The following is a 23662-nucleotide window of genomic DNA, read 5'->3' as shown; positions in this document are numbered from 1 at the left end:
AGCTATAATTCGGCACTACTTGTCGGAGTGCCTAGCTAATTAATGCGGGCTGAGACCGTGAAAACGGGATCCGTTGAACCTGATCAGGCTAATACCTGCGAAGGGAAACAAGGGGAAAACAGTATTTATCACAGCACCGATCCACTTTGTGGAAGCGTGTCTGCACTATCCTGCCCCACTCCGGACAAGCAACTTCAACTTGTATATCGGAGCTTGCTATGTCTAAAACTCAAATTTCTAATCGTGAACTACGTGCCCATGCTAGGGCTTACATTAATACCTTACGCGGCGAAACCTTTCCTGGTTCCACTCGGCGTTATTTAACCTGCCAAGATAGCCAAGTTAAAGTACCAGTAAGAGATATCCACCTTACACCAACTAAGAAAGCCGACGGCACCGAATTCATTAATCCTAGCTTATCTGTTTATGACACCTCAGGCCCATATGGTGATCCGGATCAACCTTTAGATATTTTAAAAGGCTTACCTAAACTACGCCAAGAATGGATTGAGCAACGCCAAGATACAGAAATATCACCACTGCCAGCTTATACCGAAATAAGCTTAGATGAACAAATTACAGAATTCACCCATAAACCAAGACGGGCTATCAACGGTAAAGCCGTTACCCAACTGCATTATGCTCGTGCGGGTATTATTACCCCTGAAATGCATTATATTGCTCTGCGTGAAAATATGCAGGTTGAACAAGCTGACAACCTAAGCAATCAAGGCAAAATGCATGCAGGTGAAAACTTTATCGGCGCTATGCCAAAACAAATTACCGCAGAGTTTGTTCGCCAAGAAGTTGCCGCTGGCCGCGCTATTATCCCTTTAAATATTAATCACCCAGAAGCGGAGCCAATGATTATTGGCCGTAACTTTAAGGTTAAAGTGAATGCGAATATTGGCAATTCTGCCGTCACTTCAAGTATAGAAGAAGAAGTCGAAAAGTTAGTCTGGGCTACTCGTTGGGGTGCTGATACTGTAATGGATTTATCTACAGGTAGACGTATTCATCAAACTCGTGATTGGATATTAAGAAACAGCCCTGTACCAATTGGCACTGTGCCAATTTATCAAGCCTTAGAAAAAGTTAAAGGCGATGTTGAAAAGTTAAATTGGCAAGTTTTTTATGACACCCTACTAGAGCAAGCTGAGCAAGGTGTCGATTACTTCACTATTCATGCTGGCGTATTAAAGGACTTTATCCCGCTAACAGCTAAACGTGTAACTGGTATCGTCTCTCGTGGCGGCGCCATTATGGCGCAGTGGTGTAATATATTTGAACAAGAAAACTTCTTATACCAACATTTTGAACAAATATGTCAGCTATGTGCAGCTTATGATATTTCACTTTCTTTAGGTGACGGCTTGCGCCCTGGTAGCATTGCAGACGCCAATGATGAAGCCCAATTTGCAGAATTACGCACCTTAGGCGAATTAACAAAAATTGCTTGGCGTTATGACGTGCAAGTGATGATTGAAGGCCCAGGCCATGTACCAATGCAGTTAATTCAAGAAAACATGACCGAGCAACTTAAACATTGCCATGAAGCCCCTTTTTATACCTTAGGTCCTTTAACCACAGATATCGCCCCTGGTTATGATCATATTACCTCGGGTATAGGTGCTGCAATGATTGGTTGGTTCGGCTGTGCCATGCTGTGTTATGTCACGCCGAAAGAACACTTAGGTTTGCCGAATAAAGAAGATGTTAAACAAGGCCTCATAGCCTATAAAATTGCTGCCCATGCTGCTGACTTAGCAAAAGGTCACCCAGCAGCACAACTGCGAGATAATGCATTATCTAAAGCTAGATACGAATTTCGTTGGCAAGACCAATACAATTTATCACTTGACCCTTTTACCGCTAAAGCCTATCACGATGAGACTTTAGGCCATGAGGGCTCAGACAACGAACAGTTTTGCTCAATGTGTGGGCCCAAATTCTGTTCAATGCGGATAAATCAACAAATAAAGCATCAGGAAGATTAAATAGATGCTGGATAATACTAACGCGGTGGCTAGCACCGAGATTAACACAGGACCAGAGCCGTCATCAACTGAGTCTATCATCGTTGAGTCAACGATAGCTAAGCCTATAGTCTGGACCCTAGCTGGCTCAGACTCAGGAGGTGGCGCTGGTATTCAGGCAGATTTGCATACATTCAAAGCGCTAGACTGTCACGGCTGTAGTGTTATTAGCTGCATTACGGCTCAGAATAGCCTAGGTATAACTGGCTATACTAATGTCAGCTTAGCGTTATTTATCAGCCAGTTAGATTGTTTAATCGCCGACATGCCACCCAAGGTTATAAAAATTGGCCTTATTGCAGATCCCGAGCAGTTAATCGCTTTAACTCAATGGATTGGCAAGAATAAATATCAATTTAACTTTAAGGTAATAGCCGATCCTGTTTTTAGTAGTAGTACAGGTTATGACTTTGCTAAACAAGAATTAGTCTTAGCATGGCAGCAGTTATTGCCTTTGATTGATCTAATAACACCTAACTACCCAGAATTAGCCATACTCAGCCAAGGTAAACTAATAACCGATAAAGCCAGCTGGCAAAGCCAGCAAAATACATCGACGCTGGAGCAACAAGCTAAGGCGCTTTTAGCTCAAGGAGTAAAAGCAGTATTAGTTACAGGTGGCCATGACCAAAGCTCTAACAAGGTTACAGACACACTATATCGCTCACGACAAGCGGCATTTACAGTGCACAATAAACGCATAAACACTAAACATAATCATGGTACAGGTTGCGTACTTTCAAGCAGCATTAGCACAGCTTTAGCGCATGATTATACAGTAGAAGATGCCCTGATTATTGGTAATGCTTGTATTCAGCAAGGCTTAGCTAAAGCTTATGCAACGGGCAAAGGCGCAGGATGTTTATCATTAGATACATGGCCTAAAAATAGAGAGTATTTTCCGCAGCTAAGAGCTATATGCAATAAAACACAGCTGCAACCTTATAGCTCTATGCAAACACCTATTGGCCTATATCCTGTGCTTGATAGCTGCGAATGGTTAGCGCTTTTAGCGCCACACGGCTTAGATACTGTTCAGCTTCGTATTAAGCAAGATGGTAAAATCAAAGCGACTGAAACAGAAATAGAGCAGCAAATTATTGCAGCAGTTAACTTAGCTAAAAAATATCATTTAAGGCTATTTATTAACGATTATTGGCAGCTAGCCATTAAACATGGCGCTTATGGCGTTCATTTAGGTCAAGAAGACTTACTGACTGCTGATTTAGTTGCGATAAACCAAGCAGGGCTACGCTTAGGTATTTCGACACACAGTTATCAAGAAGTGCTAAACGCTATTGAGCTAAAGCCATCTTATATAGCATTAGGACATATCTACCCCACTACAACAAAAGATATGCCATCAAAGCCACAAGGTTTAGAGAAGCTTAAACGTTACAAGCAGTTGTGCCATCCCATACCTACCGTCGCTATAGGCGGAATAAATGCGACAAGATTACCACAGGTACTTGAATGTCAAGTCGATGGTGTTGCAGTTGTAACAGCGATAACGGCACAGCAAGAGCCTACGCAAGCATTTATCGCATTAAAAAAACTATTCAGCCAATATTTCCAGAAGCAATTCTAGAACCAATTCGAGCGTTAATATGCAAATTACTATTAATGATATACCGACAGAGGTTACAAGCGATATAAGCTTACAGCAGGTTCTGCTAAGTCAAAATATTAATCAAAACGGACTTGCAGTTGCTGTTAATAACAGCGTAATAAACAAAAGCACTTGGCAACAATACCAACTAAAAGCAAATGATGCAGTACAACTGTTTCAAATAGTAACTGGAGGCTAAGATGCTCAAAATTGCGGATAAAACATTTGATAGTCGCTTATTAATGGGCAGTGGTAAATTTTCAAGCCCAAAGGCAATGCAAGAAGCTGTAATAGCCAGCGGCTGTGAGTTAATTACACTAGCCATGAAAAGGCTAGATTTATCACGCCAAGAAGACGATATACTTAGCCCTTTACAAAAATTAGGCGTACAACTGCTGCCTAATACATCTGGAGCTAAAAATGCAAAAGAAGCGATATTTGCAGCTGAACTCGCACGCGACGCTCTAGGCACACAGTGGCTAAAACTAGAGATACACCCAGAACCACGCTACTTAATGCCTGATCCAATAGAAACCTTATTAGCAGCAGAAGAATTAGTAAAACGAGGCTTTGTTGTTTTACCCTACTGCAGTGCAGATCCGGTGCTATGTAAACGGTTAGAGCAAGTTGGCTGCGCCGCAGTGATGCCATTAGCGGCAGCAATAGGCTCAAATCAAGGCTTAAAAAACCTAAGCATGCTAGAAATTATTATTGAACAAGCCACTGTGCCAGTAATAATAGATGCCGGCTTAGGCAAGCCCTCTCACGCTGCTGCGGCACTTGAAATTGGTGCAGATGCGGTATTAATCAATACCGCTATAGCAACAAGCTCATCCCCTACAGCCATGGCCGAAGCCTTTAAATACACCGTCAAAGCTGGACGACAAGCCTATAAAGCAGGCTTAGCCCAGCAACAAAGTGTAGCTGCAGCAACTAGCCCTCTTGCTAATTTTATTCAACAATTATGAGTTTCTATAGCCAATGGCAAGCCATGGATTGGCAAGCTTGCCAACTACAAAGCCGTGCAGCTAATGAGCAGGATGTAGAGCGCGTTTTAGCCAAACCACGTTTAAATTTAGCAGACTTACAAATATTGCTAGCTCCAAAAGCTATGCCCTATTTAGCCCAGATAGCACAAAAAGCACAGCAACACACCAGGCAGAGATTTGGTGCTACAGTACAATTATATGCGCCCTTATACTTATCAAATCTGTGTGCTAATGAGTGTACCTATTGCGGTTTTTCATTAAGCCAAAAAGTGAAACGCAGAACACTAAGCCCAGAGGAAGTTGAGCAAGAATGTATTGCTATAAAGTCACTAGGTATTAACCAAGTGTTATTAGTCAGTGGCGAGCATGAAAGAAAAGTTGGCATTGACTACTTTCTTAGCATCATGCCAGTAGTTAGGCGCTATTTTAGCAGTGTGCAATTAGAGGTTCAGCCATTAACAACAGACGAATACCAACAACTAAAAGCCGCTGGCGTTGATGCTGTTATGTTATACCAAGAAACATATTCAGAAAAAGCCTATCAACAGTACCATTTAAAAGGGAAAAAAACAGATATTCACTGGCGATTAGATGCCCCTGATCGAGTAGGCGCTGCAGGCATAGATAAAATAGGCATAGGGATCTTACTTGGCTTAACTGACTGGAGAACCGACGCTATTATGCTCGCCAGTCATTTGCAGTATCTACAACAGCGTTACTGGCAAAGCCGTTATAGCCTGTCTATACCAAGGATCAGGCCTTGTAGCGGGGGTACAGAAGTACAAGCGCCCATTACTGATAAAGAACTCATTCAATTAATTTGTGCGTTTCGGTTATTTGCCCCTGAGTTAGAGATAACATTATCGACACGCGAGTCAATTGAATTTAGACAAGCAGTGGTACCAGTAGCAATCACTAGTGTTAGCGCCGGCTCAAAAACACAACCAGGTGGTTATAGTGTAGCACCAGAAAGCTTAGAACAATTTAGCATTGATGATCAACGCTCACCTAAGCAAGTGGCAGATAGTTTAATCCAGCAAGGCTTACAACCTGTATGGAAAGACTGGGAGCCTTATTTAGGCCGTTGATAAATATAAAATTTCAATTTCTATAAGCCCGTTATGCGGGCTTTTATATTGAGTAATGACATGTCATCGTGGCGGTGAAAACTACTTTGCGGTCGCTTACTCGAGCAGTTACCAGCCAATCGCAGACAATAAAAAACCCCAGCTCATCGAGCTGGGGTCTGTTATTGGGTGCCTGGCGGTGAACTACTCTCGCATAGCGAATGCTACACTACCATCGTCGCAGCTGCGTTTCACTTCTGAGTTCGGAATGGGATCAGGTGGTTCCACAGCGCTATTGCCACCAGGCAAAAAACTGTTTGTGCTCTTTAATTCAGCAAGCTTAGGTAATTCGACACACTATAATACTTCTTTTACGCACTCTGGCGTCAAAACAGCTTGGGCGTTGTATGGTTAAGCCACACGGGCAATTAGTATCAGTTAGCTTAACACATCGCTGCGCTTCCACACCTGACCTATCAACGTTGTGGTCTTCAACGACCCTTTAGCAGACTCTAAGTCTGAGGGATGACTCATCTCGTGGCCGACTTCGCGCTTAGATGCTTTCAGCGCTTATTCGTTCCGAACGTAGCTACCGGGCAGTGCCATTGGCATGACAACCCGAACACCAGCGGTTCGTTCACTCCGGTCCTCTCGTACTAGGAGCAACTCCACTCAATCATCCAACGCCCACGGCAGATAGGGACCGAACTGTCTCACGACGTTCTAAACCCAACTCGCGTACCACTTTAAATGGCGAACAGCCATACCCTTGGGACCGACTTCAGCCCCAGGATGTGATGAGTCGACATCGAGGTGCCAAACACCGCCGTCGATATGAACTCTTGGGCGGTATCAGCCTGTTATCCCCGGAGTACCTTTTATCCGTTGAGCGATGGCCCTTCCATACAGAACCACCGGATCACTATGACCTACTTTCGTACCTGCTCGACGTGTCTGTCTCGCAGTTAAGCTGGCTTCTACCATTACACTAACCGTACGATGTCCGACCGTACTTAGCCAACCTTCGTGCTCCTCCGTTACGCTTTAGGAGGAGACCGCCCCAGTCAAACTACCCACCAGGCACTGTCCACGACCCCGATTAGGGGCCAACGTTAGAACATCAAACATACAAGGGTGGTATTTCAAGGTTGACTCCACTAGAACTAGCGTTCCAGCTTCAAAGTCTCCCACCTATCCTACACATGTAGGGTCAATGTTCAGTGCCAAGCTATAGTAAAGGTTCACGGGGTCTTTCCGTCTAGCCGCGGGTATACGGCATCTTCACCGCAATTTCAATTTCACTGAGTCTCTGCTGGAGACAGCCTGGCCATCATTACACCATTCGTGCAGGTCGGAACTTACCCGACAAGGAATTTCGCTACCTTAGGACCGTTATAGTTACGGCCGCCGTTTACCGGGGCTTCGATCAAGAGCTTCGCTTGCGCTAACCCCATCAATTAACCTTCCGGCACCGGGCAGGTGTCACACCCTATACGTCCTCTTACGAGTTTGCAGAGTGCTGTGTTTTTAATAAACAGTTGCAGCCAGCTGGTCACTGCGACTCTAGTATGCTTACGGAGCAAGTCCTTAACACACCAGAGCGTACCTTCTCCCGAAGTTACGGTACTATTTTGCCTAGTTCCTTCAGCAGAGTTCTCTCAAGCGCCTTGGTATGCTCTACCTGACCACCTGTGTCGGTTTAGGGTACGATCACCAATACCTGAAGCTTAGAGGTTTTTCCTGGAAGCATAGCATCAACAGCTTCGTGTCCTTGGACACTCGTCTCGTATCTCAGCCTTAAGAAACCGGATTTGCCTAGTTTCTCAGCCTACTTACTTTCACGCGGACTACCAACGCCGCGCCTGCCTAGCTTTCTCCGTCACCCCATCGCAGTATTGGTCGGTACGGGAATATTAACCCGTTTCCCATCGACTACGCTTCTCAGCCTCGCCTTAGGGGTCGACTCACCCTACCCTGATTAACATGGGATAGGAACCCTTGGTCTTTCGGCGGGGAAGTTTTTCACTCCCCTTATCGTTACTCATGTCAGCATTCGCACTTCTGATACGTCCAGCATACCTCCCGGTACACCTTCAACCGCTTACAGAACGCTCCTCTACCACTTGTGCAAGCACAAGTCCGCAGCTTCGGTGAATGATTTAGCCCCGTTACATCTTCCGCGCAGGCCGACTCGACTAGTGAGCTATTACGCTTTCTTTAAAGGATGGCTGCTTCTAAGCCAACCTCCTAGCTGTCTATGCCTTCCCACATCGTTTTCCACTTAATCATTACTTTGGGACCTTAGCTGGCGGTCTGGGTTGTTTCCCTTTCCACGACGGACGTTAGCACCCGCCGTGTGTCTCCCGAGTAGTACTCATTGGTATTCGGAGTTTGCATGGGGTTGGTAAGTCGGGATGACCCCCTAGCCCAAACAGTGCTCTACCCCCAATGGTATTCGCTCGAGGCGCTACCTAAATAGCTTTCGAGGAGAACCAGATATCTCCGAGCTTGATTAGCCTTTCACTCCGACCCACAAGTCATCCCCTAATTTTTCAACATTAGTGGGTTCGGTCCTCCAGTTAGTGTTACCCAACCTTCAACCTGCTCATGGGTAGATCGCCCGGTTTCGGGTCTACACCCTGCAACTTATCGCCCAGTTAAGACTCGGTTTCCCTACGGCTCCCCTATTCGGTTAACCTTGCTACAAAATGTAAGTCGCTGACCCATTATACAAAAGGTACGCAGTCACCCCACGAAGGGGCTCCCACTGCTTGTACGTACACGGTTTCAGGTTCTATTTCACTCCCCTTACAGGGGTTCTTTTCGCCTTTCCCTCACGGTACTGGTTCACTATCGGTCAGTCAGGAGTATTTAGCCTTGGAGGATGGTCCCCCCATGTTCAAACAGGATATCACGTGTCCCGTCTTACTCGTTTTCACTAAAAAGGTATTGTCGTGTACGGGGCTATCACCCTGTATCGCTACGCTTTCCAACGTATTCCACTAACACCTAGCTAGCTTAAGGGCTAGTCCGCGTTCGCTCGCCGCTACTGACGGAATCTCGGTTGATTTCTTTTCCTCGGGGTACTTAGATGTTTCAGTTCTCCCGGTTCGCCTCGTTACACTATGTATTCATGTAACGATAGTGCATAAATGCACTGGGTTTCCCCATTCGGATATCTTAGGCTATAACGGTTTTTATCACCTTACCTAAGCTTTTCGCAGATTAACACGTCCTTCATCGCCTCTGACTGCCAAGGCATCCACCGTGTACGCTTATTCACTTAACCATACAACCCCAAGATGTCTTGAGTATTATACAGTGTGTCTTGCGTCACACTCACTTCTTATAAAGAAGCGGTTGCTTAGCTTGTTTCTTTTTACTTTCAGCTTGCCAAATTGTTAAAGAGCAGTTTGAGATTAAACTCAAATCAAACTATTCTTGATTAAGAACCGTTTGATTTGAATTTGTTGAGCAAATTATTTAGCCATCGGCTATTAGGCTAGGCGCGGTAAACCGAAGCATACTTTTGTATGTGAGGTTTAGTGCAACAACGCATAATAGTTGATGGTGGAGTTAAGCGGGATCGAACCGCTGACCTCCTGCGTGCAAGGCAGGCGCTCTCCCAGCTGAGCTATAACCCCTCTTCTTACTTCATCTTTTTGCGTTATGCTTCGCTATACTTCCTCGCTCGTTCAGTCATTGGCACTAGCCAACTCTTTCTCTTACTCGTCGTATATCTCGCCTAACACAAAAACCTTTGTAATAAGTGTTATTGATAATCGTAAATTCAGTTTAGGCTAGGCGCTGTGAACCGAAGCATACTTTCGTATGTGAGGCTTGCTGCAACGACGCATAAAGTGAATCTGGTGGGTCTGAGTAGACTCGAACTACCGACCTCACCCTTATCAGGGGTGCGCTCTAACCACCTGAGCTACAGACCCGGTCTAACTGGTCTGTTTTACTTATTGCATCGTTGCCAACTTCACTCAATCAGTTATGTACTACAGTACACGCCTTCTCTCGCTCAGCTGCCGCCTCGCTCTAAGCAAAACATCCTGCGTTATCCATTAATTATAACGAACTTCGCAATAAACTTTATTTGCTCTATCTCTGCAATCAATCATGTGTGTGAACACTTATAACTTCATATCACTTAAGGTAAGGAGGTGATCCAACCCCAGGTTCCCCTAGGGTTACCTTGTTACGACTTCACCCCAGTCATGAATCACAAAGTGGTAAACGCCCTCCCGAAGGTTAAGCTATCTACTTCTTTTGCAACCCACTCCCATGGTGTGACGGGCGGTGTGTACAAGGCCCGGGAACGTATTCACCGTGGCATTCTGATCCACGATTACTAGCGATTCCTACTTCACGCAGTCGAGTTGCAGACTGCGATCCGGACTACGATATGCTTTATGAGATCCGCTCACTGTCGCCAGCTTGCCTCCCTCTGTACATACCATTGTAGCACGTGTGTAGCCCTACTCGTAAGGGCCATGATGACTTGACGTCGTCCCCACCTTCCTCCGGTTTATCACCGGCAGTCTCCCTAGAGTTCCCACCATTACGTGCTGGCAACTAAGGATAAGGGTTGCGCTCGTTGCGGGACTTAACCCAACATTTCACAACACGAGCTGACGACAGCCATGCAGCACCTGTCTTAGCGTTCCCGAAGGCACAATCGTATCTCTACAATCTTCGCTAGATGTCAAGAGTAGGTAAGGTTCTTCGCGTTGCGTCGAATTAAACCACATGCTCCACCGCTTGTGCGGGCCCCCGTCAATTCATTTGAGTTTTAATCTTGCGACCGTACTCCCCAGGCGGTCTACTTAGTGCGTTAGCTGCGCTACTCACAGTACAAGACCGCGAACAGCTAGTAGACATCGTTTACGGCGTGGACTACCAGGGTATCTAATCCTGTTTGCTCCCCACGCTTTCGTACCTCAGCGTCAGTATTGTGCCAGGGGGCCGCCTTCGCCACTGGTATTCCTCCAAATCTCTACGCATTTCACCGCTACACTTGGAATTCTACCCCCCTCTCACATACTCTAGCCAACCAGTTTTGAATGCAATTCCCAGGTTGAGCCCGGGGCTTTCACATCCAACTTAATTAACCGCCTACGTACGCTTTACGCCCAGTAATTCCGATTAACGCTTGCACCCCTCGTATTACCGCGGCTGCTGGCACGAAGTTAGCCGGTGCTTCTTCTGCGAGTAACGTCAAAAATAAGCGCTATTAACACTTACCCCTTCCTCCTCGCTGAAAGTGCTTTACAACCCGAAGGCCTTCTTCACACACGCGGCATGGCTGGATCAGGCTTGCGCCCATTGTCCAATATTCCCCACTGCTGCCTCCCGTAGGAGTCTGGGCCGTGTCTCAGTCCCAGTGTGGCTGATCATCCTCTCAAACCAGCTAGAGATCGTCGCCTTGGTGAGCCATTACCTCACCAACTAGCTAATCTCACGTAGGTACATCAAACAGCGAATGGCCCGAAGGTCCCATTCTTTGGTCCGTAGACGTTATGCGGTATTAACAGTCGTTTCCAACTGGTATCCCCCTCTGCTTGGCAGTTCCCTACGCATTACTCACCCGTCCGCCGCTCGTCATCACCCGAAGGCATGTTACCGCTCGACTTGCATGTGTTAGGCCTGCCGCCAGCGTTCAATCTGAGCCATGATCAAACTCTTCTATTAAAGTTCTTTCTGCTACCTAAGTAGCTGCTCAATTGTACTGACTTAAAACATATTTCTATGTGTAGTCACTCAACCGATGTATTTCATTTTTGTGAAATGCCATCATAAGTGCTCACACAGATGATTGATTGCGAATTGTTAAAGAGCGTGCTTCTACTTAAGAAGCGGGAGGCGTATGTTACACTTCCCAGTTTTTAAGTCAAGCGTGAAGATAATTCTTTTTGCTAATTTAGCTAGCGTAAAACCTATCTTCACACCTGACTTTCTTGCCTGCTTTACAGTGTTTGTTACCACTGCGAAGCGAGGGCGCCATTTTAGAGATTTAAGCCTTGCTGTCAAGCCTCTTTTAAAAAGAATTTTGACTCACTTCTTAAACCAATTGGAGAGCTGCACTACCCTGCAATATATTGCTATCAGTGTAGTTCCCCGTTGGCGAGGCGCATATTATAGAGTGTAAATCATAAGGCGCAAGCCTTTATTGAAATAAATTGGTTAACTGCTGATATTTCAGGCAGCTTAGCTTAATTACTGTAAATTTAAGCCGCTACTTTACGATTATTGTATTCTTGCACCATTAATTGCATTTGTTTATCACAATAAGGCATAAGATTACTGAGGATCATTCTCTTCTCACCTTTACCTATCAGCTCACCCGCTGATATTAAACTAAACTCTAATACAACATTACCGCGCTTACCTTGGACATTAAGTGTCGAGTTAGATAATTTTAACTCCACTTTTTGTTGTGGTAGGCAATTAAATTGCAATGACATACTCTCATATATCACCAACGGCCGAGAAGGGTTAATCATCACTTGGTGCTGTTGCATTAGAGGCTGTAAAATGTATGGGAAGTTTTGTCCCGAAAAACGGACGTAATCTTTGATCAATGGTTCGATGATAGTTAAGTCATCAAAAACTACACCACTTCTAGTTATCGATAAATAAGCTTTATCTTGCTTATCGGTAACTGTTAACACATTTTCTTGCTGTTTTGTACATAACTGAGTGTCTGCTGCCACCATACCTGAAAACTGGCAACTCATTTGTTCAGTTAAACCAAACTTAGTTAACAAGTAAGAAAACATTAAATCACCAGGCACACAAAACCTTTTTGCATCGACATCATGTAAAGGATTGAAGTCTGAGGCTACTTGTTTAGCAAAATCACTCGATTGCTGACGACTAAAACTAAAACCTGTTTCGGTTTGAGTTACATACTGTTCTATTAACATCCACGACCAACTTAATTTATAAACATCATTACATAATACCTGCTTTTCTCTGAATAATGGTCTAGCCAGTGATAATTAGTTTCTATTTGTAACTTTTACTAGCGCGCTCCCTGATAATGCAATTTTTTACTCTTTATAAAACACTTGATTTTGGTTTAAATTAGATCTACTGTATATTTATACACTGTATAAATAAACACATAGGAATTGAGATGAATAATACTTTAGAGCTGTCAGTGTTATCAGTTGATATTAAGGCTAGCTATGACAACAGCCAGGTCGCTTCATTACAGCAATTAACTAGCATATATAATAAGACGATTCCTCTTCAGCAACGAATGCTGATGCAATTAATTAAGCAACATCAAAACCAGCCAGGTTGGATAGTACTATTAGCACCAGATAAAGAAGTTATTCAGCTCCTTGCAAAAATGAGTCAATTACCTTTACACAAAGTGCTGGTTATTCATAAGCAGCAATTGACTAAACTCAATACCGTTATTCATACCACCCTTAGTTCTGGTAATTGCAAAGTAGTGATTAATTGCGGTAAGGCATTAACAGATATTGATCAGCAATATTGTCAAAAGTTAGCCGCACAACACCATACCTGGTTTTATCAGTATGAAAATTTATGTCATAAACTACAGGCACATTAAGTTTTAAACTAATTAGCCTATTGCTGGTAGTTTAACTTAGCGTAAAATACTCAATTTTAGTGTTAGGAGATTTTGTGCGTTGTTTTTGTGGATCTCAACAAAGTTTAATACAGTGCTGTCAACCTTATATTAATAACACTCAGCAGGTACAAAACTGCGAGCAGTTAATGCGTTCGCGTTATAGTGCCTATTGCTTAAAAGACTCCGCTTATATTTATGCTACTTATCACCCAAGTATGCGGCTAAACAATTCAATACAACAAATCACTGATTTTGCACAAAGTAGCCATTTTATAAATTTACAGATTATATCAAGCCAGCAAGAGAGCAATGAAGGCTGGGTTAAATTTACGGTGGCTTATCTACAGGGAAACACATTATTTCAATTTACAGAAAACTCTCGCTTTGTCTTTGATACTCGTTGGCTATATGTAGCCGGTGATCTTACAGAGTATCCAAGCAAAAAAATTGGCCGTAATGATTTATGCCCTTGCGGTAGTAAAAAAAAACTTAAACAATGCTTAATTCATTTACCATCTGGCAGCTCAAATCTTAACTATTAATGTATAGTTTACTGCAAGTCGTTATGCTGCTTCGGTTTTATGAATCTTTTCTAGCACCTCATATAAAGCCGTAGGATCAGCAATTTGTTTCTGTAATTGTTTGGTTGCAGTTAAACGACGTTTACTATGGGTATCCAAACTTTGCCATAATTCTAAGGGTAGTTTTGTCTTATCATCTGTAAAAGCTAGAGGCTCTGGCTTTAAATAACTAATTAACTTTACTTGCTTTAATCCTGACTGTTGCAAAGCTCGGCCATATTTAATGATCATGCCTTCATCATCATCTTGCCAAGAAAACTGCCGTTGCTGGCTAATATTAAATTGCTGCTGTAGATTTCGCTTTGGCAAAGTCTCTTTAATACTGTCAGGGGTTAAAAACTCTGCATTTTCTTCAACAGCTGTGCTTAATAAAGCTAGAAATAGCGAAAAGTCTCCTTTGTGCTTATTTTGTAAGGCACTATTTAACCTTGTGTCTAGCTGCCATTCATTAATTATTTGGGTCATATTAAGAATTTATAATGATAGTTGACTCTTTTATCGGCAGTCAGACAAAAAAGTTTAGTAATTTACTTTACATCAAAGTTTAATTTGGTAAGATGCTGCGCACTCGTGGAGGGGTTCCCGAGTGGCCAAAGGGATCAGACTGTAAATCTGCTGGCACTGCCTTCGAAGGTTCGAATCCTTCCCCCTCCACCATTTTATTATTTGCTTTCAAATAATATCAGTAAAAGCTTTAGAAACTTCTCACTTCTATAAACATTTTATTAAGAGCCATAAAATACTAAACAAACGATAGCTTAGCTCTATTTTTTATAATCTAGTATTGTCAGCGCAATCATCCTTTGCTGTTATTAAGCTAAACTGAGCTTCCTTGCTCTATTAGTTGTTGTCAGAAGTGGCTGTATCTTTATATTTATGTACTTTGCTCTAATTGCTTAACTAGTTCTGTTATTAAACTACTAGCACCTATGCGCATAGTAGCGCAAGTAGCAATTTGGCCAGTGATTTGCTCGTATAATTGAATTAAATTAATTGCTTGCTCAACAGTGCGTATACCACCGGAGGCTTTAAAGCCTACTGTTCTTTCAGCAGCGGCTATAACTGTTAAAATTATTCTTGCTGCTTCTTCACTGATCCCAAAAGTGACTTTACCCGTTGAACTTTTAATAAAATCAGCGCCACATTCAATAGCTAATTCTGCTGCTTTAGCTACTTGTTGTGCTGTAATTAACTCACCAGATTCAATAATGATTTTTAAACACAGATCGCCGCAAGCCTGCCGAATGTCATATAAAAAGTTTTTTACTATCCCATGCTCACCACGCATTAACGCTTTATAAGGTAAAACACAATCTATCTCTGTAGCACCAGCTTGAATAGCTAGCTGAATTTGCTCACAAACAATATCAGTAGCCAAATCACCAGTAGGAAAATTCACTACCGTTGCTAAGTTAGCATTTTTTAAATGGGACTTATTCTGTACAAGGACAGGTAAATACTCTGGATAAACACAATAAGCTGCATAAGGCAATTTAGGTAAAGCCGAAAGCCAAGCATCAAAAGCAGGATTATTGTCGTTATCTTCTAATCTAGTTATATCAACCAACTTAACCAGTTGTTGTAACCGCAGTGAATTTGTCATGTAGTTGTTCCAATTATTATGCAGCACTGCTGGCTGTATTATTAAAGTCAATATTTAAAACGTTGAGCAGCTTAAGATAAACTATACCTAAAAGCAAAACTGGCAAAATTATTTATAAATAAATTGAATCTTTTACTTTTTTGATAGTCTATATGTTAGTAGTAATTCATAATCTCCCTACAGATGTCCTTGTTTAGTCGCCCGCACTGTTGTTGGCGACTTTTTTTTTACCTATACCGTTATATAACAAGTTTATGCTGGTTATCTTTTAGCCACTGCTTAGCTTGTTCTATATCTGCACAGTGTTTTCTAACTAATTGCCAATACTGCGACGAATGGTTTAAATATCGTAAATGACAGACTTCATGCAGAGCAACATAGTCAGCTACCCAAGTAGGTGCCATTAATAAACGCCAATTGAAGCCTAATCTACCATCAGAACGACAATAACCCCATTTACTTGACCAACCTCCAATAATAATTTCTGTAGCTTGTACTTTTAATAGCTGCTGCCAATATTGTACGCGGATAGTAAACCAATCTAAGGCCTGCTGTTTATACCAATTTATAATAAGTTGCTGCTGAACTAAATTAACACGCTCAGAGTTAACTCGAGATGATATAGTAACGATTAATCTATCCTGATGTTGCTGAACGCTACTTTTACGCCCTTGTTGTATATCGAGTTGCAAAATTGTCTCAAATAATGGAATTCGTTTTTCTGCTAGCCAACAAGGCGTGGTTAATCTTGCTGTGCTCTGTATTTTATTTAAAATCCATTGCTGCTTTTGCTGCAAAAAGTCTGTAATTTTCGTCTTAGGTAACGTAAGCGGTGCTCTAACTATAACTTTGCCAGCTTTAACTTGGATAGCTAAACTACGTCGTTTACTATAGTGCAAAGTATAATTATAAAGCTCCTCATTTATTTGTAATCCCGACATTCTACTCCTCAATTATCTAAAGCCTAGTTAGCAAACCACAGCATTGTGCCATAGCACTGCATAAAGTGTTATTATCCTCTTGATTTTGTATCTCTCTTATAAGTAGGAAATAAGCAAATATGAAAGTAATATCCTTTAACATCAACGGAATTCGTGCCAGGCTACATCAACTACAAGCACTCATTACTAAGCACCAACCAGACATTATTGGTCTGCAAGAAATTAAGGTGCATGATGATGTATTTCCGTTAGCGGATGTAGAAGCCATGGGCTATCATGTCTATCACCATGGCCAAAAAGGACATTATGGTGTCGCCATTTTAAGCAAAGAGCCTGCTTTAGCAATGCAGTACGGTTTCCCCACAGATGAAGAGGATGCTCAGCGTCGAATGTTAATTGGTCGCTTTTCTATGCCTGATGGTGAAGCTGTGACTATTTTGAATGGATATTTTCCACAAGGCGAAAACCGTGCCCATCCAATCAAGTTTCCTGCCAAAGAAAAATTTTATGATGACCTACAAAACTACCTTAACACTCATCACACACCTGATGAGTTATTAGCCGTTATTGGTGATATTAATATTTCTTCAATTGACTTAGATATTGGTATTGGTGAAGCCAATGCTAAACGTTGGTTGCGTGAAGGAAAGACCTCATTTTTACCTGAAGAGCGAGAATGGCTGCAGCGTTTAAAGAATTGGGGACTAAGCGATACTTTTAGAAACTTACATCCTAACGTAACAGATAGATATAGCTGGTTTGATTACCGCTCAAAAGGCTTTTTAGATAACCGCGGCCTAAGGATAGATGTCATTTTAGCAACAGAAGCCTTAGCAAAGCGTTGTATTGAAAGCGATATTGACTATGAATTAAGAGGCATTGATAAGCCTTCAGATCATGCACCTGTTTGGTCTGTGTTTAAATAAGTACCACATGGTAAAGCCTTTATAATTAAATCCACTCGCGAATAAAGGCTTTATCTAACTGCCGGTATGCTTGCTGTAATACATGAGCTAAATCGATATAACGGCTTGGCTGTTTATATTGTGGTAATTCAAGCCCATGTTGCTGCATTTTATTGCAGATCTGACGAAACCAAGCAGCATGAGCTGGTGAAAGTTTAGTTTTTGCTCTTACACCTAACCAATAAAACCCCTGTAAAGGTAAGGTTGCAATAAATAGCATCATTGCGACAATTTGGATTAAAAATTCACTACCCAATAAACTGTATTGGACATAAGCTGTTGCCATAGCTAAAAAAGGTAAGTATCTACTGGCTAAAGCAGTCAACAATATAATTTTATTTTCTGGAAATAAGCTATTTAATTCAGATTGGCTTGGCCATTGCTTGCTGTAATGATGACCTTTTTTAACTATAGATAAAAGTGAAAATAACATCGCAACCTCCTAGCTAATACTGTAACGATAATATAACTTATAATAAAGCTAAGTGATATTTCATATGGATTATTATAACTTAAACTAACCGCTTACTAATCATAAAAACGTGTTAACTATGCTTAAGCTGCTTATTTACAACCAACTAAAACTAACAAATAATGTGCCAATAAGATTATCACATTTAAATCAACAACTTAATCAAAGTAAACAGTGTTACTAACAAGCTTATCCACAGAAATTGTGGACAAGATGACACTAGACTCTATCAGAATAATTGATTTTTGATGTTTATTTATCCTATAAAAAAACACTTTTTAAGACGTTTTACAGGTCAAAGCCACGAAAAAGTACCATATGACCAAAACGCTTGCTTGTTACTCGCAAAATTAATGTCATTTAACCTTGTTAGCAGACAAATTATTCGCATTATTATACAGTAATCATCAGTAAAGAAGGATAAAACTTAATTATGGTCAATACAGCTTTACAATGGTTACCACAATTAGGCGATATACGTGGTATTGGTATTAAAAGTCCTGTAAGTGGTGATATTTTACCATTGAAAGCGCATCCTGATTTTTTATACCACTCTATGCTATTAGATCAAGCTTTGTGTATTAAGTTGCACCAAGGTGTAATTAAAGCACCATTTAAAGCTAAGCTAACGGCTTATTTACATGGTAACCGCCGGATCCGCTTTACTCATAAATCAGGCATTAGTGTTCAATTGGACTTACCTTTAGCTTTGTTTACCCAACACGCTAAAGCTATTAGACGCTTAAGTATCTCGGCTATAGATGTGGATGCAGGTCAAGAGATCATACAAATAGAACAACATTGGTTTAATAGTCAGCAACCTCTTTATTGTGTTTTAATGATTCTGCCACATCCTATAATTAAAGCTTTATTTTGCTGCGAGCGTCGGGTACTTGCCGCTCACAACGCAGCAGTTATTGTGCAAACTTACTCAAAATAAATACTAAGGTTGATATGACTAAAATATATGGCATTAAGAATTGTGACACCATTAAAAAAGCATTGAAATGGCTAACCGAACAACAATTAGACTTCACTTATATAGATTATCGCCAAGATGGTTTAACAGCAGAACTATTAGCCGAGTTTTCAGCTGCTTGTGGTTGGCAAAACTTACTTAATACCCGAGGCACAACCTACCGCCAATTACCGCAAGAGGATAAAGAGAATCTAGATGAAACTAAAGCTCTAGCATTAATGCTAGCCCAACCGGCAATGATTAAACGCCCTCTATTATGGCATAAAGAACAATATCACCTCGGATTTAAACCCGAGCAATACCAACAAATTTTTGATCTTTAATATGGCATCTAACTTTGATTTAATTACCTGCATCACTGGATTATCCCAACAGCATTTAATCCAACGAGATGATGGCTTTAAATTGCAGCCAGAAGCATCTCAACAGTTTGATGCTATGGCTACAGCTGCAAAAAAAGACGGTATTAAGTTATCAATAGTCTCAGCATTTCGCTCTTATCAGCGTCAAGCTCAAATTTGGCAGGCCAAACTTTCTGGTAAGCGCACGGTATATGATTTAAATAATCAGCCAGTTTGCCTTGAAAGCTTGAATACAAGAGCAAAACTCAATGCTGTATTGCTGTTTTCAGCTTTGCCAGGAGCAAGCAGGCATCATTGGGGGACAGATATTGATCTCTACGATACTAACGCCGTAGCAAGTGATTATCAGCCTCGCCTCGAGCCTGTAGAATATCAAGTTGGCGGACCCTTTTTTGCCATGAAGAAATGGTTAGAGCAGCACGCAAGCAGCTTCGGCTTTTTTATGCCTTATAAATATTATCAACAAGGTGTTGCAGCAGAACCATGGCATATCAGTTTTGCACCTGTTGCTGATCAATATCAGCAACAGTTAAGTTGTCAATTACTCGCAGCTTGTATTAAAAAAAATCCTGTTGCTGAACAAGAAGCTGTGTTAATGCATTTAGCCGATATCTACCAACAGTATGTGCAAAACATTTGTCGCTAAATATTATTCATTTTTTACTTTATGTTCAAACGATGAATAGCCTTGAACAAAACGCTGCAGTTGATCACGTAAATTTGGAGGTGTGCCTTTAATTAGTAAAGTATCACTATGGGCATCATACTGGACTCTATCACCGAGCAACTTTTGTTCAAAGCTAAGCGACAAGCCGCCGCCTTGGCCGGCAAATTTCACTAAGTTTTTTAACTCTTTCACTTCTACAGGAAACTGCTCTGCTACTGCAAGCTGCTGCTCTTGACAATAGCGCATAAACCCTTGCTGCTCTTGCTCATCTACTACAGCGGAAAGCTCTGACAACACCACTTCTTGGCCAGATTTAGCTCGCTCTTCGCAGTACTGGTATACTTGCTTTCTACTATCATTTTTTTCAGTATCATCAAACTCAGCTGCACTAAAGTATTCTTCAACAGAGGATAAAACCACTTTGCTATTTGCCTTAGCATCAGTTCCTTCTTCACAACCTAAAAAGTCTAAAAAGAAATCTGCCACTTTACGCCCAGCTCTGCCGCGTATAAAGCTTAAATAATTACCTGACTGTGCTGAGGTTTGATATGCCGTTAAATCAATCCGAGCGGCTAATTGCATTCTAGCAATATCAAGATGACGCGAAGTAGCTAGCTCTAATTCGTCACTTAAAGCAAAATGGTCCTTGCTACCCAACAAACAAAATAGTAAATAATCACTGGCTAAATAGCGGTAATGGCAAATTAAAAAATAGCCTTGCTCCGGCAGTTGGTGGGTCATTAATTGCCGTACTAACTCGGCAGTAGCCGCATTAGCTAATACAGTAAAATCACTAGTTTGCTGCTGCCAATCGTTAAGTGCCGAAACAACCTGTTGGGGTTTATCGGCATTAAATACAGCATAACCTTTTGCTGGTTTGCCATTGTAAGCTAGATGTAATTGCTCAATTAAATGGGAAACGGCTACTGTAGGCTCAACTAAGGATGGCCGATAATGGGCTTTACTTTGCGCTTGTTCATCTAGCTCTATATGGTTTATTGCCAATTGTTTTACTTCTACTGACATAACTTTTCCTGTTTAAATTGAATTCTGTTACTATTCTATATGTTTAATCATTATAACTTCAGGTAATTCATGGCAATTGTATCAAAGTATTCCACCGCTAAGATTGAAACTTTAGTCAATCAGTTGTTAGACGTCTTGCACGCTGAGAATGCAACGACAGAATTAAGCTTAATGTGTTTAGGAAATGCTATTAGTCATGTTGTTAATAGCAGCGTACCAACAGCACAACGCGACACTATAGTTAAACATTTTAATCAAGCTCTGGTTGATTCTATCGCCAGCAAAAATAAGTAAGTACAGCACTATGGTGTTAGAACAAAATGTGTCTTTAGTAAAAAAAGTAAATCGACTGCTTAATTGGGGCCATTGGTTTAGTTTTTTTAATATTCTATTAGCATTAATTGTTACTTCTGCATATTGGCTAGCAGAGCCGGCGCCTTCTTCAGTGATAGGCTGGACCTATTTAGCATTAAATTGGATAGGTCACACCGCCTTTCTTTGTTTTCTGTTTTTTATCTTAACTATTTTTCCGGTTTCATTGATCTTTCCCTATCAGCGCCACGTCAGAGGAATTGCCGCTGCTATTGCTACATCTGCTTTTGTCGTCCTTATTTTTGATGCCTATGTTTATAATAATCTTGGCTATCATATTGGTGCAGCTTCTTTTGAACAAACAATCGACCTATTACGTCAGCAAATTGTCACTAACTTACGCAATTTTATTATCATAGTTATGACTGTTGCTGCACTACTGTTTGCATTGCAATTAACCTTAAGTAATTTTTGTTGGAAGAAAATAGAACGCTTAAAGCAATCAGGCTTAGCTCAGCCGCTTATGCTGCTATTTGTTGGCAGCTTTATGTTAAGTCACATAGTACACATTTATGCTGATGCCAACTTAAAGTGGGATGTCACTAAACAGGATAATGTATTGCCGCTATCTTATCCCGCAACAGCTAAAACCTTTTTAGCTCGTTATCAATTAGTTGATTTAACTAAGCGCGCTCAACGGCAATTAGATAAGATGAGTGTTCCAGACACCTTTCAAGCAAATAAAACCTTGCAGTGTAATAACACTGCTGCAGGCAAAAGCACCCTGTTAATCATTAGCAGGAACTTTAACGCTGCACAGCAACAGTTTTTTCAGGCCAAATATTTTAAACCGCTAGAGCAGCACTTTGCTCCGGTACAAACTACAGAAGCCTTAGTAAATCTCTTATATGGTCAGTTTTATTACAATGCCGCTAATTCGACAGTATTAAAAACAGCCCCTGCTTGGTTAGCACAATTATCTGAACAAAAACTGACTATAGCACGAGATGATAGTACTGAATTTTTAGCCTTACCTTGGTTAACAGCAACAAAAAACTTAAACCACTATGCTATTGTTTTTGATGACCATGCCGATAAACACTGGGCTAACTATGACCATTTTGACAATATTCTTATTATGCAATTAGTGGCACAACATGAAAAGTTCACCCTAGCACCAACAGTCGCTTGGACCAATTGGAAAAAGCTACTTAAGTTACAACACTATGAAGTGTCGCAACACTTAGACTTACTCCCTACTTTATTAGCGCAAGCTGGCTGTAGTAGTGAGCATAGCTGGCTTGGTGATAATTTACTGCAACCCAGTAAATTACCTAAATTATTAATTAGCGGCCAAGAGATCATCAGCTTTAAAAAAGATAAAATGGTTATATTACGCGAAGATGGAAGTTATGGTGTCTGGTCAGCTGGTACATTATTACCTTTAACAGAGAAGCTTGATTTACCTATGTTAACTGACGCTTTAAAACGCATTGAACATGAAAAATAACTATTCACAAATCTCAAGCTAAAATAATCAGCATTAACAAACACCTATTTATAGGTTTACTATTGGATAACACATGTTAGCTCTTGGAAAAATAAATCGCCTTAATGTTAAGAAACAAGTTAAGTTTGGCTATTACCTTGATGGCTTAAGTTGGGGCGAGATTTTACTGCCTAATAACGTAGTACCTCCAAATCTAGAAATTGGTCAGGAACTAGACGTTTTTCTATATTTAGATTCAGAAGATCAATTAATAGCTACAACTGAAAGACCGAAAATTAAAGCAGGTGAAGTTGCTTATTTACCCGTAGTCGCGGTAACGAAAGTGGGTGCCTTTGTTGATTGGGGTTTAAAGAAAGATTTACTAGTGCCGTTTAGTGAACAACAGATCCCTCTGAAGGAAGGTCAAAAATATCTGCTCTATTGTTATGTTGATGTTAGCAATAGGATTGTCGCCTCGACTAAATTAGATCGTCACTTACATAAAACCCCTGCTAATTATAAAGTCGGTGATCGGGTTGATATTATTATTAGTGAGCAAACTGATTTAGGTTATAAAGCAGTTGTTAATCAAACCCATTGGGGTGTGCTATATAAAAATGAGGTTTTTAAGCCATTACAACGCGGTGATAAAATGTCAGCTTATATCGTTAAAGTTCGCGATGATGACAAAATAGATTTACGCTTATCCTCAGCTACCTTTAAGCAAGCCCAACAATTAACCGACAAAATTCTGCATCGTTTACACCAGAATAATGGCAAGCTTGCTTTAACTGATAAAAGCTCACCTGAGTTAATTTATGAAGCCTTTGGAGTAAGTAAAAAAGCTTATAAGCAAGCTATAGGTGTACTATATAAAGCCAAGAAAATTGTTATTTTTGAGCAAGGCATTATTCTTACGCCAAAAGATAACTAAATTTATATTAGTGCTAGT

At 41.2% G+C, this 23662-nt stretch carries 20 protein-coding genes, 3 tRNA genes, 3 rRNA genes and 1 riboswitch; of the genes, 15 read left to right on the top strand and 11 right to left on the bottom strand.

Annotation, left to right across the window (positions count from 1 at the left end; translation table 11 throughout):
* The first annotated feature begins 13 nt into the window (after nucleotides 1-13).
* A riboswitch (TPP riboswitch) is annotated at nucleotides 14-124 on the top strand.
* 94 nt (nucleotides 125-218) lie between these two features.
* The 5 genes from thiC to thiH are packed head-to-tail and all read left to right on the top strand — an operon-like array spanning nucleotide 219 to nucleotide 5722.
* Nucleotides 219-1997: a phosphomethylpyrimidine synthase ThiC gene (gene thiC / locus RDV63_RS07690; protein ID WP_313908914.1), complete on the top strand. Its 1779-nt coding sequence runs from the start codon at nucleotides 219-221 to the stop codon at nucleotides 1995-1997.
* Between the two features lie 4 nt (nucleotides 1998-2001).
* Complete coding sequence (thiE, locus tag RDV63_RS07685; protein WP_313908913.1) at nucleotides 2002-3624, top strand: thiamine phosphate synthase; 1623 nt, start codon at nucleotides 2002-2004, stop codon at nucleotides 3622-3624.
* A 19-nt stretch (nucleotides 3625-3643) separates the two neighbouring features.
* Nucleotides 3644-3844, top strand: a complete 201-nt coding sequence (thiS, locus tag RDV63_RS07680; RefSeq protein ID WP_313908912.1) for a sulfur carrier protein ThiS — start codon at nucleotides 3644-3646, stop codon at nucleotides 3842-3844.
* Nucleotide 3845: 1 nt separating this feature from the next.
* On the top strand, nucleotides 3846-4613 hold the full coding sequence (locus tag RDV63_RS07675; RefSeq protein ID WP_313908911.1) for a thiazole synthase: 768 nt from the start codon (nucleotides 3846-3848) through the stop codon (nucleotides 4611-4613).
* The gene (thiH, locus tag RDV63_RS07670; protein WP_313908910.1) at nucleotides 4610-5722 is read left to right on the top strand and encodes a 2-iminoacetate synthase ThiH; all 1113 of its coding nucleotides are present in this window, start codon (nucleotides 4610-4612) and stop codon (nucleotides 5720-5722) included. The genes RDV63_RS07675 and thiH overlap by 4 nt, the downstream gene beginning before the upstream one ends.
* A 170-nt stretch (nucleotides 5723-5892) precedes the next feature.
* Here thiH and rrf read toward each other — a convergent pair.
* The 6 genes from rrf to RDV63_RS07640 form a co-directional block, all read right to left on the bottom strand.
* Nucleotides 5893-6007 (bottom strand): 5S ribosomal RNA (gene rrf, locus RDV63_RS07665).
* A gap of 101 nt (nucleotides 6008-6108) precedes the next feature.
* Nucleotides 6109-8990, bottom strand: a 23S ribosomal RNA gene (locus tag RDV63_RS07660).
* Nucleotides 8991-9269: 279 nt separating this feature from the next.
* Nucleotides 9270-9345 (bottom strand) — tRNA-Ala (locus RDV63_RS07655).
* Nucleotides 9346-9568: 223 nt separating this feature from the next.
* Nucleotides 9569-9645: transfer RNA gene (locus RDV63_RS07650), tRNA-Ile, on the bottom strand.
* Between the two features lie 218 nt (nucleotides 9646-9863).
* A 16S ribosomal RNA gene (locus RDV63_RS07645) occupies nucleotides 9864-11398 on the bottom strand.
* The 16S, 23S and 5S rRNA genes sit together here with 2 tRNA genes alongside, the layout of an rRNA operon.
* Nucleotides 11399-11934: 536 nt before the next feature.
* The gene (locus RDV63_RS07640) at nucleotides 11935-12633 is read right to left on the bottom strand and encodes a DUF3581 family protein (protein WP_313908909.1); all 699 of its coding nucleotides are present in this window, start codon (nucleotides 12631-12633) and stop codon (nucleotides 11935-11937) included.
* A 212-nt stretch (nucleotides 12634-12845) separates the two neighbouring features.
* On the opposite strand from RDV63_RS07640, the gene RDV63_RS07635 reads away from it, so the two are divergent.
* A complete protein-coding gene (locus RDV63_RS07635) occupies nucleotides 12846-13292 on the top strand; it encodes a SulA-like leucine-rich domain-containing protein (protein WP_313908908.1) in 447 nt (148 codons plus the stop codon).
* A gap of 74 nt (nucleotides 13293-13366) precedes the next feature.
* Entirely contained in the window at nucleotides 13367-13855 is a 489-nt protein-coding gene (locus tag RDV63_RS07630) for a YchJ family protein (RefSeq protein ID WP_313908907.1), read from the top strand.
* A 21-nt stretch (nucleotides 13856-13876) separates the two neighbouring features.
* On the opposite strand, the gene RDV63_RS07625 is transcribed toward RDV63_RS07630, so the two are convergent.
* Nucleotides 13877-14359, bottom strand: a complete 483-nt coding sequence (locus tag RDV63_RS07625; protein WP_313908906.1) for a VC2046/SO_2500 family protein — start codon at nucleotides 14357-14359, stop codon at nucleotides 13877-13879.
* Between the two features lie 107 nt (nucleotides 14360-14466).
* On the opposite strand from RDV63_RS07625, the gene RDV63_RS07620 reads away from it, so the two are divergent.
* A tRNA-Tyr gene (locus RDV63_RS07620) sits at nucleotides 14467-14551 on the top strand.
* Between the two features lie 217 nt (nucleotides 14552-14768).
* Here RDV63_RS07620 and deoC read toward each other — a convergent pair.
* Nucleotides 14769-15497 carry a deoxyribose-phosphate aldolase gene (gene deoC / locus RDV63_RS07615; protein WP_313908905.1) on the bottom strand — a complete coding sequence of 243 codons (729 nt, stop codon included), beginning with the start codon at nucleotides 15495-15497 and terminating at the stop codon, nucleotides 14769-14771.
* A gap of 239 nt (nucleotides 15498-15736) precedes the next feature.
* Nucleotides 15737-16438 (bottom strand): SprT family zinc-dependent metalloprotease, encoded by a 702-nt coding sequence (locus RDV63_RS07610; protein WP_313908904.1) that lies wholly within the window; start codon nucleotides 16436-16438, stop codon nucleotides 15737-15739.
* Between the two features lie 119 nt (nucleotides 16439-16557).
* Between RDV63_RS07610 and xthA the strand changes: the two genes are divergently transcribed.
* The gene (gene xthA / locus RDV63_RS07605) at nucleotides 16558-17364 is read left to right on the top strand and encodes an exodeoxyribonuclease III (protein ID WP_313908903.1); all 807 of its coding nucleotides are present in this window, start codon (nucleotides 16558-16560) and stop codon (nucleotides 17362-17364) included.
* A 25-nt stretch (nucleotides 17365-17389) separates the two neighbouring features.
* Here the strand turns inward: xthA and yfbV are convergent, their stop codons facing one another.
* Nucleotides 17390-17836: a terminus macrodomain insulation protein YfbV gene (gene yfbV, locus RDV63_RS07600; RefSeq protein WP_313908902.1), complete on the bottom strand. Its 447-nt coding sequence runs from the start codon at nucleotides 17834-17836 to the stop codon at nucleotides 17390-17392.
* 472 nt (nucleotides 17837-18308) lie between these two features.
* Between yfbV and RDV63_RS07595 the strand changes: the two genes are divergently transcribed.
* From RDV63_RS07595 to RDV63_RS07585, 3 genes are read left to right on the top strand one after another with little or no spacing between them, the layout of a single operon-like run.
* Complete coding sequence (locus tag RDV63_RS07595) at nucleotides 18309-18815, top strand: PTS glucose transporter subunit IIA (protein WP_313908901.1); 507 nt, start codon at nucleotides 18309-18311, stop codon at nucleotides 18813-18815.
* A gap of 14 nt (nucleotides 18816-18829) precedes the next feature.
* Nucleotides 18830-19177, top strand: a complete 348-nt coding sequence (locus tag RDV63_RS07590) for an ArsC family reductase (RefSeq protein ID WP_313908900.1) — start codon at nucleotides 18830-18832, stop codon at nucleotides 19175-19177.
* Nucleotide 19178: 1 nt separating this feature from the next.
* Nucleotides 19179-19862: a M15 family metallopeptidase gene (locus RDV63_RS07585; RefSeq protein ID WP_313908899.1), complete on the top strand. Its 684-nt coding sequence runs from the start codon at nucleotides 19179-19181 to the stop codon at nucleotides 19860-19862.
* A gap of 3 nt (nucleotides 19863-19865) precedes the next feature.
* On the opposite strand, the gene yejK is transcribed toward RDV63_RS07585, so the two are convergent.
* Nucleotides 19866-20909, bottom strand: a complete 1044-nt coding sequence (gene yejK, locus RDV63_RS07580) for a nucleoid-associated protein YejK (RefSeq protein ID WP_313908898.1) — start codon at nucleotides 20907-20909, stop codon at nucleotides 19866-19868.
* 69 nt (nucleotides 20910-20978) lie between these two features.
* On the opposite strand from yejK, the gene RDV63_RS07575 reads away from it, so the two are divergent.
* From RDV63_RS07575 to RDV63_RS07565, 3 genes are all read left to right on the top strand, one after another.
* The gene (locus tag RDV63_RS07575; RefSeq protein WP_313908897.1) at nucleotides 20979-21203 is read left to right on the top strand and encodes a DUF1414 domain-containing protein; all 225 of its coding nucleotides are present in this window, start codon (nucleotides 20979-20981) and stop codon (nucleotides 21201-21203) included.
* A gap of 10 nt (nucleotides 21204-21213) precedes the next feature.
* Nucleotides 21214-22731, top strand: a complete 1518-nt coding sequence (locus RDV63_RS07570; protein WP_313908896.1) for a DUF3413 domain-containing protein — start codon at nucleotides 21214-21216, stop codon at nucleotides 22729-22731.
* 73 nt (nucleotides 22732-22804) lie between these two features.
* Nucleotides 22805-23644, top strand: a complete 840-nt coding sequence (locus RDV63_RS07565) for a S1 RNA-binding domain-containing protein (RefSeq protein WP_313908895.1) — start codon at nucleotides 22805-22807, stop codon at nucleotides 23642-23644.
* The last annotated feature ends 18 nt before the right edge of the window (nucleotides 23645-23662 follow it).

Source organism: Rheinheimera sp. MMS21-TC3 (genome assembly GCF_032229285.1).
GTDB lineage: Bacteria > Pseudomonadota > Gammaproteobacteria > Enterobacterales > Alteromonadaceae > Alishewanella.
The sequence above is the reverse complement of the archived record's forward strand: the minus strand, read 5'-3'. Positions and strand labels throughout refer to the sequence as shown.